The organism is Brevibacillus agri, assembly GCF_004117055.1.
GTDB classification, from domain to species: Bacteria; Bacillota; Bacilli; order Brevibacillales; family Brevibacillaceae; genus Brevibacillus; species Brevibacillus agri.
Genome location: NZ_CP026363.1, coordinates 3,234,449 through 3,248,054 on the forward strand (window position 1 = coordinate 3,234,449; position 13,606 = coordinate 3,248,054).

Consider the following 13,606-nt stretch of genomic DNA (forward strand, 5'->3'; position numbering starts at 1 on the left):
TGTAGAAAAAGGGAAAAAAGAGGAGAGACTCCTCTTTTTTCTATTTTTTCGTTGCCCAACGCGCACTTGGGAAAGCGTTGACCGGATATGTCAAACCTTCCAAGTTTGGTTTAACCAAGTAGTTTTGCTGATAGTGGTAAATCGGAATGAACGGCATGTCATCCATCAGGACCGCTTCGGCTTTATGCAGCAATTCCATCCGTTTGTTCGGATCTTGCTCGACTTTTGCCGCCATGTTGAGTTGATCGTACTCCTTGTTCACCCAGCCAGTGCGGTTGTTCGGGCTGTCGCCCAAATAGTAGTCGAGGTTAAACGCCGGGTCGCTGATTTGGCCTACCCAACCCATACGAGCCATTTGATAGTTCTTTTGTTTCGTCGTGTCGAGGTACACTTTCCACTCTTGGTTCATCATCTTCACTTCTACGCCCAGGTTTTTCTTCAACATTTCCTGAATCGCCTGCGCTACTTTTTTGTGGCTCTCATCTGTGTTGTACATGAGCGTTACTTCAGGCAGAGTAGACCAGCCCTCTTCCTGCATGCCCTCTGCGAGCAGCTTTTTCGCTTCTGCCACGTCTTCTTTGAAGTAGTCGCCGCCTTCTTCGCGGAAGTCTTTGCCTGTCGGCGTGATCGCTCCGCGCGGTACCATCGAGTAAGCTGGCGTTTCTCCGCCCTGGCTGACCATTTCGGTCAACGCTTTGCGGTCGATTGCCATTGCGAAAGCACGGCGGACCTTTTTGTTGGTGAACGGCTCTTTCGTTACGTTGAACATGTACATGTACGTGCCGTAGTATGGAACGGATTTGTAGTCAGGGCTTGATTTTTCCTGGGCGAGAATGTCAGAAGGCATCTCTTTGTTGAAATCAAGCTCGCCGCTTTTGTACATCTGGTAGGACGTCGTGGCATCGTTCACCATTTTCCAGGTGATCTTCTCCATTTTTACGTCGTCCTTGTTCCAGTAATGCTCGTTCTTTTCAATGACCAGCTCGGAGTCATGCTTCCAGGAAACGAGCTTGTACGCGCCGTTGGAAATGTACGTTTCCGCATCGGCTGCCCATTTTGGATTGGCTTCGGCCAGCTTTTTGTTGATCGGATGCCAGTAGCGGGTTGCGAGCATTTTGTCGAAGTAGGAAGTTGGCGCTACCAGTTCGATTTCCAGCGTTTTTTCGTCTACAGCCTTGATGCCGACGTCTTCTGCTTTTCCAGTCCCTTTGTTGTAAGCCTCTGCTCCTTTAATGTAGTAGAGCAGATAGGCAGTCGTGGAAGCAGTCGCCGGATCAATGTGCTTCATGAACGTATAGGCGAAATCTTCTGCCGTCACCGGCTCGCCGTTCGACCACTTCGCATCGTCACGCAAAATGAACGTGTACTTCAACTTGTCGTCGGACAGCTTCACTTCTTTTGCTGCGCCCAGGATCGGATTGCCCTCTTTGTCCTTGGTGTACAGCCCTTCGCCCAGATGATCCATAATCCAGAACGAGGTCGTATCTGTGGAGGTGAGCGGGTTCAAGTCAGGCGGTTCTGACTTGGCGTTGAACACGACTTCTTGTTTGACCGCAGCAGTTGGAGCACCTGTAGCGGCACCTCCGTTGGTTGCTGTCCCGCCGCTGCCGCCGCAGCCAGCAAGCGCTGGCACCACGAGCGACAGAGACAGGGCAAAAGCAGCTAGTTTCTTCACAATGGTTCCCCCTGTATAAAAAGATGTAAAATCGTACTACCGATACAAATGGCAGGCGACCCAATGGTTGGGCGCCGCCTCGATCCACTCCGGCACCTCTTGTGCGCATTGCTCGGTTGCTTTCGGGCAGCGCGTCCGGAAGACGCAGCCGCTCGGAGCATTGGCAGGGCTCGGCAAATCCCCCTGCAAAATGATGCGCTCCCGCTTGATCGTCGGGTCGGGAATCGGGATCGATGACAACAAGGCTTGCGTATATGGATGCAATGGTTTGGCGTAAAGCTCGAAGCTCTCGGCCATTTCCACCATTTTCCCTAAGTACATGACGCCAATTTTCGTCGAGATATGCTTGACCATCGACAGGTCGTGGGCGATGAACAGGTAGGTCAGCCCTTTGTCCTGCTGCAAATCTTCCAGCAGATTGACGACCTGCGCCTGGATCGACACATCGAGCGCAGAAATCGGCTCGTCGGCGATGATAAATTCCGGCTCGACCGCCAGTGCCCGCGCGATGCCGATCCGTTGCCGCTGACCGCCGGAAAACTCATGCGGAAACCGGCTGGCGTGCTGCTTGGAGAGACCGACCAGCTCCAGCAGCTCCTTGACCCGATCGGCGCGCGCCCCGCGCGACAAGCCGTGGATGTCCAAGCCTTCTGCGATAATATCCATGACCGTCATGCGCGGATTGAGACTGGCCTGCGGGTCCTGGAAGATCATCTGCACATCGCGGTTGAACTGCGCCGAGTCTTTTCCTTTTAATTGGTGTACATTTTTGCCCTTGAACAAAACTTCGCCGTCTGTCCGGTCGTACAGGCGAATCATCGTCCTGCCGAGCGTCGACTTTCCGCAGCCGCTTTCCCCTACCAGCCCGAGCGTCTCTCCCCGCTTGATCGAAAACGTGACCCCATCTACCGCCTTGAGCTGGATGCCGTTGCCGATCTCGAAATGTTTCTTCAAATTTTTTACTTCCAGCAATGACTCACTCATCTACGTCTGCCTCCCTGCTGCTACGAGCTCATCCAGCTTGGGCGCCCGAGGATCATGCAACCAGCATGCTGCCTGGTGTGCATTTTCAAACACGCTAGCCTCTGGCATCTGCTGCTCGCATATTTCCATCGCAAACTGGCAGCGCGGGGCAAACGGGCAGCCTTTTGGCGGATGGAACAAGTCTGGCGGCGCGCCTTCGATCGGCACGAGCCGTTCTTTTTCCTCGCCATCAATACGCGGCAGCGAGCGCATCAGCCCCCATGTGTACGGGTGCTTCGGATTGGCGAAAATGTCCTCGACCTTGCCCGTCTCGACGACGATCCCTGCGTACATGACGACAGCGCGGTGCGCGATCTCCGCTACGACCCCCAGATCGTGCGTAATCATCACGATAGAAAGCTGCTGCTTGGCTTGCAGTTCGCGCAGCAAATCGAGAATTTGCGCCTGAATCGTCACGTCGAGCGCCGTAGTCGGCTCGTCGGCGATCACCAGCTTCGGATTGTTGGCCAGCGCGATGGCGATGACGACGCGCTGGCGCATGCCGCCGGAAAATTCGTGCGGGTATTGATCGACCCGTTTTTCCGGATCGGGAATGCCGACCAGCCGCAGCATTTCCATGGCCTTTTGCCGCGCTTCTTCCTTCGTCACCTGCTGAGAGCGCACGAAGCCTTCCACGATCTGGGCTCCTACCTTCATCGTCGGGTTCAGTGCGGTCATCGGGTCTTGGAACACCATCCCGATTTCGGCGCCGCGCAAGGCGAGCAACTCTTTTTTGCTCAGGCTCGTGATGTCTTTTCCGGCAAAGCGGATGCGCCCGTCGACGATCCGTCCCGGCGGATTCGGGATCAAGCCCATGATCGCCTGGGCGGTCACGCTCTTTCCGCAGCCGCTCTCTCCGACTACAGCGACGGTTTCGCCGCGGTCGACGTGAAACGTGACGCCGCGCACCGCCTGTACTTCTCCCCCGTATGTCTTGAAATGTACCCGGAGGTTTTCTACTTGCAGCAATTGCTCTGTCATGCCCGGTTCCTCCTATCCTTGGGCGCGGTTACTCACGAATCCGCGGGTCGAGTGCGTCCTGCAAGCCATCGCCGAAAACGTTGAAGGCGAACATCGTCAGCGAGATCATCAAAGCCGGGAAGAACAGCCTCCACCAGTCTCCGGTCAAAATCACGCCCAGCGCATCGTTCGTCATCGTCCCCCAGCTAGCGATGGGAGCTTGTACCCCCAAGCCGAGAAAGCTCAGGAACGATTCGGCAAAAATCGCCGACGGAATGGTGAACGTCAGGTTGACGATAATGACGCCAATCGTGTTCGGAATCAGGTGGCGCAGCAGGATGCGCGGAAATTTTGCCCCGAGCACCTGGGCCGCCATAATGAACTCCTGGTTTTTCAACTGCAAAATCTGCCCGCGCACGAGCCGGGCCATCCCGGTCCAACCAGTTGCCGACAAGGCGATGATAATCGTCAAAATTCCCGGCTCCATGACGACCATCAGCATGATGACGACCAGCAAGTACGGCAAGCCGTACAGCACCTCGATCAGACGCATGATGATCGTGTCGATGCGGTCGCCGCGTTTTCCCCGGCCCGCCATGTATCCGGCAATCCCTCCGATCGTGACCCCGATCACGAGGTCGATCAGCGCCGCTGTGACGCCGATGATGAGCGAGATTCGCGCTCCGTACCAGGTGCGGGAAAACATGTCCCGTCCAAGCTCGTCCGTCCCGAACCAATGCTCGGCGGATATTTCCTGATTCGCGGTCAAAAGGCTCTGGTCCGAGTAGCTGTACGGCACCAGATGCGGCCCGACGATGGCCATGACCACCATCAGCACGATGAGCGTAAAGCCTACCATCGCGAGCTTGTTGCGGACGAGCTTGCGCGTCACCTGTTGAAAATGGGTCAGGCTCGGCCGCATCTGGACAGCTTGCCCGTCTGTTTTTTGTGCTCTTGGTCGAAACAGCTCATTCGCTGCTTGTTCTGCCGCCATTGGCTACCTCCCCCTGCTCGACAATTTGATGCGCGGATCAATGAACATGTACGCCAGGTCAATCAAGAAAATAATCAGCACGAGAATCGCGCTGTAAAACACCGTTGTTCCCAAAATGACCGGATAATCCCGGTTGAAAATACCGTCCACGAAATATTTCCCGATACCCGGCACCGCGAAAATTTTCTCGACGACGAACGTTCCGGTCAAAAGCCCGGCCACCAGCGGACCGAGGAACGTGACGACCGGCAAAATCGCGTTGCGAATGCCGTGGCGGACTACAATCAGAAAAGTCGGAATCCCTTTTGCCTCCGCTGTCCGTATGTAGTTCTGGTTCATGACTTCGATCATGCTCGTCCGCATGTAGCGCGTGATGATCGCGAGCGGCCCGAAGGCAAGTGCCAGGGAAGGCAACACGGAATGCTTCCAGCTTGCGAGCGTCGCGACCGGGAACAGTGGCCACTTGATCGCCAGATAGTTAATCAACAGCGGCGCCATGATGAAGCTCGGTACCGCAATCCCCAGGACGGCCATGACCATCGCCGCATAATCAATCCATGTATTTCGGTTTAATGCCGCAATTATTCCGAATATCAGTCCAAAAAAAAGCGCAATGACGATTGCCTGCATCCCGATCAGGGCCGACGCCCCGAACCCGTCTTTAATCATATCGTTGACCCCGCGTGTCTCTGATTTGATCGAAGGGCCCAGGTCCAGCATCGCCAAGCTTTTCAGATAAGACAAATACTGCATCGGCAGCGGCTCATCCAGATGGTACTTGGCGCGCAAGTTGAGCAAAATTTGCTCCGGGAGCTGATCGGATTCCGAGGCGAACGGATCGCCCGGGATCATGTGCATTAAGGAAAACGTCAGCGTAACGATAATCCACAGCGTAACGACCATCATCAAAATTCGTTTTAACAAGTAACGCGCCATTTTCTTCTTATTCCCCCTATCCAGGCTTGCAAAAAACGTGCTTCTCTCTCGTTCGGCCCCCTTTAACGGAAATTAACCTAAAACATTCCTTAAATCAACAATATAGTGATATCTGTATTTAATGTCAATTCTGATTTTTTGTTTTACTCATAATTTTTTTCATCGGTTGCAACTCGCCTGTTCTAATAGTAAACTACGCTAATACGGAATTTTTCCCTAAAACATCCCTTAAACGCCTTTTGCTCACGTGCTGGATTTCCTTTGCTTGGGCTGGGTATTTATGGCATTGGCATCAAGAATATAACGATACGATAATGCCGAAAAGAGGATCGATCCACTTCGTGACGAATAGGTTATCCCGTACTTTACCGTTTAGTTGGAGGACATGATGATTATAAGAGTCGGCTTAGTAGGTCCGAAAGATTCCGTGGAATTGATGAAAAAGGTGGGACGAGAGTTCGCAGACCGCCTCGTCCTGATTCCGTTTGTTTACCAGCGCGCGGAGGAAGCGGCTACGATCGTGGTAGAAAACGAGCCGGAGGTAGATATCTGGTTTTTCTCCGGGATTGGCCCCTACTCGATGGCGAAGCAGCATTTGCACAAGCAAAAAGCTTTTTATCCGCAAATCAACGCCAGTGTGCTGACGAAGGTGCTCCTGGAATTGGTGTACCGCGACGGGCTATCGCTGGATCGCGTCAGCTTCGATACCGTATCAGAAATGCATTTTCGCGAAACGCTGGAGGAGCTTGGGCTGACGTGCGAGCAGCCGTATCTCAATCCGTACCAGGAGTTCCGGCTCACCAACCACCTCGTCGCCTATCACACGGCTCTCGTCCGGGAAGGAAAAGTAGACGCCTGCGTCACCGGGATGCTGTCCGTGACCGAAGAACTGCAGCGCCAAGGGATCAAGGTGTACCGGATGGGCTTCACCCGTCTGACGTTCCGCGAAATTTTCAAGCAAATTTTGCAGGAGGGCGAGACGCTGCACTTCAAACGGTCGCAAATCGCCGTGCAACTGCTGGAAGTATCCGATATGGACAAGCTCGCCAATGAACCTGCAAACGCTTACGATTTGCGCCGCCTCGACCTCAAGCTGCAGGAGATCGTGCTCGACTACACCGAATCCATCTCGGGAAGCTTCGTCTCGTTGGGCAACTACAAGTTCATTTTGTTTTCTACACGCGGCTCGTTCGAAGACAACCCGGCGTTCCATCCGACGTGCCTGCTGGAAAAAATCATGCTGCTCACCAACTCGACAGCCAATATGGGCATCGGCTTTGGCGTCACCGCGCTGGCGGCCGAACGCAACGCGCAGCTCGCGCTCGTCCACGCCAAAAAGCACGGAAACGCCGCGATTCTCGTCGATCACGACGGCTCCATCGAAGGCCCCTTGCGCCAGGCCAAAAGCATCAGCTACGAGTACTGGACAGAGGACAAGGAGAGCAGCGAAGGACTGAAAAAGGCCGGGGTCAGCATTACGACCTTGAACAAAATCATTTCGGTGCAAAAGGCGTTGGGGCAAAATTACATCAGCGCGGCGGAAATGGCCGAATGGATGGGCATGACGCCGCGCAATGCCAGACGGATTTTGAGCGATCTGGCGGAGCACAACGTCATCGAGCAGATCGGCGAGGAAACCCCGACCAATCGCGGACGCCCGCGCAAAATTTACCGCGTTCTCCCCGCTTTATCGGACAGCCCGTAAGTACAATCGTCCGCATGCCCGATTAGAAAACTTGGCCGCGCCGCCAACGGCTTGGCGCAGCCTTAGTTGCACGAATGCTCGATAACCAGCTTATCCATTGTTATCTGTACAGTACAAAAAACCAGTCTGAGACACGGTGCGCGTTTGAAGCGATGCCGTGGCGGACTGGTTTTTTGCCGTTTGGTTTTTGGCTTTTGTATGGTTCTAAACGTTGCAGCGATTCGGACGATCGGCGAGCCTTTGCGCCGCCGCCTGCGCGGACCGCTTCGAGCGCACGCTGGCGACGACGACGCCTGCGACGATCAAAAGAGAGCCGCCCGCCTGGATCGCGGTCACCTGCGAGCCAAGCAGCAAAAAGCCGACGAGCATCGCCACGAACGGCTGCAAGTTGAGAAAAATCGCCGCCTTCCCTGTCCCGACAATTTTCAACTGCGAATTCCAGACGATCCCGCAAACGCCTTGCATGAGAATCGCGGTGACGATCAGCATGCCCCACGCCCACGCTTCATGGCTGATGTGCGCCGTGGAATCGAGCGTCAGCATCGCCGCAGGCGTCAAAAACAGCGTCCCGACCGTCGTCGAATACACCGTCGTAATGAACGGCTGCATCGTCTGCGTCAGCTTGCGAATGATAATCATCGACGCCGAGAACGTCACCATCGCAATCACGATCAACAGCACGCCTTTGGAGATGGAGAGGCCCGCTCCAATCCCCACGACGAAAAAAGTGCCGAGCAAGGCGATGCCCGAACCGATTTTCATGCGCAGCGTAAACTGCTCCTTCAAAAACAGCGAGGCCAGAACGGCTGTCACAATCGGCGCCAGCGACAGGATCAGCGAGGCGGTCGTGGCGTCTGTCGTCAGCAGGCCGTTGAAATACGCCGTCTGATTGGCCAGGGTGCCGATGAGTCCGAGCAAGACGAGCAGCCCCAGCTCGCGCAGCGTAATTTTCACGAATTTTTTCGTCAGCCAGGCGTACAAAATCAAAAACAGCGACGTGAAAATCAGCCGGACATCGGCGAGAAACAGCGGAGGAAACTCTTTGACCAGCATGCTTCCGAACACAAAGTTGCTTCCCCACAGCGTCACACAAAAAAGCAGCAGCAAGTATGAACGAATCATCGTTTTTTCCTTCTTTCACCCGTTACATGATGGAATCCCGTATGCAATCGTACATGAGAAGGCCAAAAAAGTCCATGTGCAGATGAGCCATACTCTGCCCCAATTTATGTCTGGCGGCAAGCCGGGGAACCAAGGTTAAAGACGGAGTGGGCAATCAGCTCGTAGGAGCGCAGCCGTTTGGCGTAATCCGGAATGTCGGTGATGACCATGATTTCCGCTGCTTGATAGCGCTCTGCCAGTTCTTGCAGCTTTTCCCGGACAAAAAGCGGATCGCCCGCGATCGGCGGCCTGCGGAACGCGGCGCTGCTCGCTTGCGCACAGGCGCTCGCCTCCTCCATCGTCTCGGCGCAAATGACGCCGACGGCAACGATGACCTCCGGCTTTGGCTGCCGGACGGACGGCTTGTAGTCTCGCTTGTACGCGGCAATGACGTCCTCCCCTTCCGCTTCGCTCATAAACAGGCCGAACGCGTAGCCTGCCCCGTTTGCCGCGGCGTAGCCCGCGCTTTTTTGATTGGTCCCGAGCAACCATAGCTGCGGCGGCTGTGGCGGGAGCGGTCGGGCGAGGACAGGCTCGCCCTCGACGGTGAACGCGTGGCCCAGCAAGGCAGCCAGTTGCGCGACAAGCTCCGGCATCCGGCCAACCTGCTGCAAAAAATGGTCGTTCAACGCCATCGTCGCATGCGCAGAGCCTCCCGGCGCGCGGCCGACGCCAAGATCGATTCGTCCAGGGTACAAGGTCGAAAGCAGATGAAAAGCTTCGGCCACTTTGTACGGCTTGTAATGCGGCAGCAGCACCGCTCCCGACCCAATCCGGATGCTGCTCGTCTGTGCCCCGATATGCGCGAGCAAAACTTCCGGCGCAGACGAAGCCAATCCGGGCATGTCGTGATGCTCGGACACCCAGTAACGGCAGTAGCCGAGCGCTTCAGCGGTTTGGGCCAGCAGCACTGATTGCCGCAGGGCAACAGCCGGATCGACTCCCCCGTAGATGGGCGACAAATCCAGCACGCTTAGTTTTTCTAAAGTCATATGTGCATTCCACCTAACTGCCTTGTTCTTTTGCCAGGCGCCTCTATGTTTTGGCAGCAAAGTCGATGGGACTGCTTGCCGCCTATGACGTTCCAGCGATCGGGCCTGTCTTGTTCACTATAGCGCTATCCGGTGCGATTCCACAACGATCCAGATGGCAACTGTTTCGACAAATGCGGCGTCCGGCTGTTTGCCTGCCAGTCTGGATGCTGACGTGAACGTTGGCGTGAATACTACTACTAGCAACTCTCACAACATAAAAACAGGCCAGCCCCCTTTCGGCAGACTGGCCTGTTTTGTGCGATTCCGTTTATGGCTGCGCTTCTTCCGCTTCCTGCGGTTCTTTTTGCGCATGCTCCTGCTTGTTGTCCTCCTGAGCCGCTGGCTGTTGCTGTTGCGGCTTTTCCTCATTTGGCTTCGGTGCTTGCGCCTCGCTCTCCTTGTCCGCTTCGGTCGGAGCGAGCGCGCTGGCTACGAGCAGCGCGTACGCCCGTGCGCCCTCGGAGTTGAGATGCACGCCGTCCTTGTAAAAGTACGAGTTTTTCCCGGCGCTGGCCGCATGCCAGTCGATCAGCTTGACGTTCGGATGGGTTGCCTCCACATCTGCCAAAGTCTGGTTGACAACGCTTTCCCAAGGCTTCGGAACCCGCGTGTTGATGACGATAATTTGCTCCACGCCATTCAATGCCTTTAGCAGCTTATCCAGTTGGCCTTTGCTAAAGGAGCCATTCGTCCCCAGCTCGATGATGACGCGATTGCCGAGCCGCCCTTGCGCTTTCAAGGCGGCAATCGTGTCAGGCGCTTGCGACATTTGCCGACCGACCTTGCCGTCAATTACGATCCCGGGCAAAAGCTTTTCCAGATACGGCTCCACGTCGAGCATGACCGAGTCGCCGATGGCAGTAATTCCTTTGCCGGATTGGACAGCGACGGCTGGCGCATCCGAAGCTTTCGGCTGTTTGGAATCGGCGGAATTGTCCTGATTTTGCGCGGGCTTGGTGCTGTCCGCAGCAGGCTTGGTTGCGTTTGGCTTTGTTTCGTTTTTCGGCTTTGCCGCCGTCTGGCTATCTGGCTTCGGTGCCGGGTCTGGCTTCGGTGCCGGGTCCGGCTTCTTCACAACGGCTGGCACTTCCGGGCCGTACGGTTTTCCGGCGCGCTCGGCAGCCTGTTCCTTTTGTCCCGCAGCGTCTGCGGCGGAGGCCGACTCCACCGGCTTTGGCTGCGGGGAGCTGTTGCCAGCGGTAGCGCCGGAAGTCAAGGTCGCGACTCCAAAGTAAATGACGCACAGCGCGAAGGCGCATCCTGTGGCGAGGATGCGGGTAGAACGCTTGGAAGCCCCCCGCTTTTTGCCCGAGCCGACGTTCGCCCACAGTCTGCCCAGCGCGCCGTGGCGAATCGGTTCCTCGACGTATTTCCAGGACAAGGCGGCCAGCACGATGCAAGCGACAAGTTGCAGAGCGGCGCGCACGACCGCGATCACGCCTCCGTCCTCCATACCAGTCGGACTCGTGAGCACGATTACGGGATAATGCCACAAATAAATGCCGTACGAGCGCACGCCGAGCCATTTGAGCGGCTTGCAGCCCATCACCTTCGCCAGGGCGCTTGCCGGATGGGCGAGGACGGCTACCAAAAGCGCGCTTACAATCGACAGCAGCACCAGCCCGCCCTGATACAAAAAGTCATCGTACTGGTTCGTTTTCCAGATCGACAGAAGCAAAATCGCGAGACTCGCGGCTCCGACCACGTCCAGCGTCAGACGCGCCTTGCCGGAGATGTTCGTGGTCAGCTTGCGACTCGGCCACATCATGGCCAGAGCAGCACCGATCAAAAGGGCGAACACCCGTGTATCGGTTCCGTAGTAAATCCGGCTCGGGTCTTCTCCCGGCACATACAGCACGACCATCAGGATTGCCGAGAGTGCAGCCAGGCCGAGCGTCAGCATCACGAGCGGGCCGCGGCGTTTGACCACGGACAGCCCGAGCGCGACCAGGAGAGGCCAGATCAAGTAAAACTGCTCCTCTACAGCCAACGACCAGAGGTGACCGAGCGGCGAAGGCGGGCCAAACTTTTCAAAATACGATACTTCGGAAAAGACCAGCCACCAGTTGCTGACGTAAAAAACAGCCGCCCACACATCCCCGCGCAAGCGTCCCATTTGCTCCGGGACAAACAGCGCGACGCTCATCACGACGACGACCATCAGCAGCAACAGTGCCGGCAACAGCCGTCTGGCCCTGCGCAGCCAGAAGTCTTTCATATCCAATCGCCCGTGCCTGCTCCACTGGGCAATCAGCAAATCAGTAATCAGGTAACCCGAGAGGACGAAAAAGATCCCGACTCCGAGCAGTCCTCCCGGCGCCCAATTGTAATTCAAGTGATAAATAATGACTGCGAGTACCGCCAGTGCCCTCAGCCCGTCGATTCCGGGCATGTAACGGCTGTTGGAAGCCTTGATCGGTTCAGGCATGGTGGCGGCCTCCTCTGCTGTTTGTTTGGCGAGTCCGTACTTCCACTTGCTTGTGCGTCAGATCCTTGCCATTCGAAAAAACCATTGCTTTGTTCTTGCTTACCGTGCTCGCCATGCAGCTCATCTGCACTCTCCCCTTTTAATTCCGTTCTGTTTCGTTATTAGTTGACGGGGGCAGTCATTACACATCGGGAATTGCGTGCTATATGAATGCAAAAACCCCAGGTTTCTTAAAGGTTGGCTGAAGAAAACGGGGGTTGGTCTCGTTCATTATCTGCAATGGAAAATGAATCCTCCAATCATCATTGCCCGTATTCAGGATGTGGTGCCCTACGTACTTTCCGTAATGTGTGCGCCTTCTTCTTATGTATGGCTGTTTCCCCTCTTTCCTTCCTGATTTTTGTGCGCAAACCAGACTTTTCCAATGATGTGGACGAAGCCTTCGCTGCATCGGTGCCGACCGGATTTTTGCAAGAAAATCTGATCGGCCCAAATCAGTTGCCCGGTCACCTTTTTCATGCCTTCTGCTTTGTGCCCGGCAACCTCTTGTATCCTGATTATAAGACGCACAAAGACAAAAACGCGTTACAAATTGTTTACATTCCCTGCCGATTTTTTCCGGGAAATCACAGGCGCCAAAAGCTGCGGCAAAAGACAGGGAGCAGCGCTTCTGTCTTCAGCCAAATGGCCTGGTTTTATGCGCATTTTTCCGGGCGGCATGCCTCTTTTTTCCGGGCCGGACAGACGCAAAAAGCTGACGGCGCGTTTCCACCGTCAGCTCCACTATGTACTGCTATCGAATCAGGATGTCCGATACACATCAGGCCCGCATGGGATGTTTTGTCCAGATCATTCTGATCCGGTATAGGTGCAACCAGGATTCGTCCATGGCTTGGCAGAGCCATGGTTTCGAAAATTAAATGTGATGAGTAAACAAATAGTTCAGGAATAGTCCCCCGCTGATGACCGCGATGACCATACAGACGATGCCGCTTTTCACCCGCTGGGATACAAGACGCATAAAGCCAATACAGAAGAAAGCGCCGGTCACCAAAAAATAGGAGATTCCGATCCAAAACAAATTCCAAGGTAAGCTTGCAAAATCCACGTTACCCAAAAGTGAACACCATCCCTGTCCCAATCTACTTTCATTTTTGCATGGAGGATACTCCATTATAGCATTTTTCACGCTCTCTTCGCCGGTTTCGCTCAGATCGTAACAGAAGTGTCATACATTTGCAAAAGCAAGCCTTGTTTTTCCGGCTCTGTTTTCTCGGCTTCGCCGTCGGGGTTTTTGGCGCGGGACGGATGGCGCTGTGCCTGGGCTTGGCTGCTGCGTGCTGGTCAAGACTGCTTACGAGCGGCATGAGCTGCCTGCACCATGGCTCGCTTGCCGCGATGCCGCTGTCCTTTTTCGCCTGGTCGCTGTTCATGGCGCGGGACGGTTGGCGCTGTGCCGGGGCTTGGCTGCTGCGTGCTGGTCAGACTGCTTACGAGCGGCATGAGCTGCCTGCACCATGGCTCACTTGCCGGGATGCCGCTGTCTTTTTTCGCCTGATCGCTGTTCATGGCCTGGGACGGCCAAAACGCGACGCGCAAAAGCACGCGCTGGCGAGCGCCGATTCAAACAGGCGCGGCGACTGACCGTTGGACTGACCGTTGGACTGGCCGTTGGACTGGCCGTTGGACT

General features: G+C 55.5%; 12 protein-coding genes. 4 read left to right on the forward strand and 8 right to left on the reverse strand.

Annotated features, from left to right (window positions below; all coding sequences use genetic code 11):
* Positions 1-40 precede the first annotated feature (40 nt).
* The 5 genes from BA6348_RS15795 to BA6348_RS15815 are packed head-to-tail and all read right to left on the reverse strand — an operon-like array spanning position 41 to position 5,588.
* Positions 41-1,675: a peptide ABC transporter substrate-binding protein gene (locus BA6348_RS15795; protein WP_005829540.1), complete on the reverse strand. Its 1,635-nt coding sequence runs from the start codon at positions 1,673-1,675 to the stop codon at positions 41-43.
* 36 nt (positions 1,676-1,711) lie between these two features.
* The gene (locus BA6348_RS15800; RefSeq protein WP_007783650.1) at positions 1,712-2,659 is read right to left on the reverse strand and encodes an ABC transporter ATP-binding protein; all 948 of its coding nucleotides are present in this window, start codon (positions 2,657-2,659) and stop codon (positions 1,712-1,714) included.
* On the reverse strand, positions 2,660-3,679 hold the full coding sequence (locus tag BA6348_RS15805; RefSeq protein ID WP_005829535.1) for an ABC transporter ATP-binding protein: 1,020 nt from the start codon (positions 3,677-3,679) through the stop codon (positions 2,660-2,662). It lies immediately after the preceding gene.
* Positions 3,680-3,707: 28 nt separating this feature from the next.
* The gene (locus BA6348_RS15810; protein ID WP_005829533.1) at positions 3,708-4,652 is read right to left on the reverse strand and encodes an ABC transporter permease; all 945 of its coding nucleotides are present in this window, start codon (positions 4,650-4,652) and stop codon (positions 3,708-3,710) included.
* 3 nt (positions 4,653-4,655) lie between these two features.
* Positions 4,656-5,588 (reverse strand): ABC transporter permease, encoded by a 933-nt coding sequence (locus tag BA6348_RS15815; protein WP_005829531.1) that lies wholly within the window; start codon positions 5,586-5,588, stop codon positions 4,656-4,658.
* Positions 5,589-5,976: 388 nt separating this feature from the next.
* Here BA6348_RS15815 and BA6348_RS15820 point away from each other — a divergent pair, with 388 nt between their 5' ends.
* Complete coding sequence (locus tag BA6348_RS15820) at positions 5,977-7,293, forward strand: helix-turn-helix domain-containing protein (RefSeq protein WP_371861772.1); 1,317 nt, start codon at positions 5,977-5,979, stop codon at positions 7,291-7,293.
* Between the two features lie 204 nt (positions 7,294-7,497).
* Here the strand turns inward: BA6348_RS15820 and BA6348_RS15825 are convergent, their stop codons facing one another.
* Both BA6348_RS15825 and BA6348_RS15830 read right to left on the reverse strand, forming a co-directional pair.
* Positions 7,498-8,415, reverse strand: a complete 918-nt coding sequence (locus BA6348_RS15825; RefSeq protein ID WP_005829527.1) for a DMT family transporter — start codon at positions 8,413-8,415, stop codon at positions 7,498-7,500.
* Positions 8,416-8,519: 104 nt separating this feature from the next.
* Positions 8,520-9,446: an MsnO8 family LLM class oxidoreductase gene (locus BA6348_RS15830; protein ID WP_005829526.1), complete on the reverse strand. Its 927-nt coding sequence runs from the start codon at positions 9,444-9,446 to the stop codon at positions 8,520-8,522.
* Positions 9,447-9,496: 50 nt separating this feature from the next.
* On the opposite strand from BA6348_RS15830, the gene BA6348_RS26780 reads away from it, so the two are divergent.
* Entirely contained in the window at positions 9,497-9,664 is a 168-nt protein-coding gene (locus BA6348_RS26780) for a hypothetical protein (protein WP_157797549.1), read from the forward strand.
* A gap of 92 nt (positions 9,665-9,756) precedes the next feature.
* On the opposite strand, the gene BA6348_RS15835 is transcribed toward BA6348_RS26780, so the two are convergent.
* Positions 9,757-11,916 (reverse strand): acyltransferase family protein, encoded by a 2,160-nt coding sequence (locus tag BA6348_RS15835; RefSeq protein ID WP_122953420.1) that lies wholly within the window; start codon positions 11,914-11,916, stop codon positions 9,757-9,759.
* A 237-nt stretch (positions 11,917-12,153) separates the two neighbouring features.
* Here BA6348_RS15835 and BA6348_RS15840 point away from each other — a divergent pair, with 237 nt between their 5' ends.
* Together BA6348_RS15840 and BA6348_RS15850 are read left to right on the forward strand one after the other, a co-directional pair.
* Positions 12,154-12,774, forward strand: coding sequence for a hypothetical protein (locus BA6348_RS15840; protein WP_141333630.1), 621 nt, complete (start codon positions 12,154-12,156; stop codon positions 12,772-12,774).
* Between the two features lie 378 nt (positions 12,775-13,152).
* The gene (locus BA6348_RS15850; RefSeq protein WP_122953421.1) at positions 13,153-13,560 is read left to right on the forward strand and encodes a hypothetical protein; all 408 of its coding nucleotides are present in this window, start codon (positions 13,153-13,155) and stop codon (positions 13,558-13,560) included.
* The last annotated feature ends 46 nt before the right edge of the window (positions 13,561-13,606 follow it).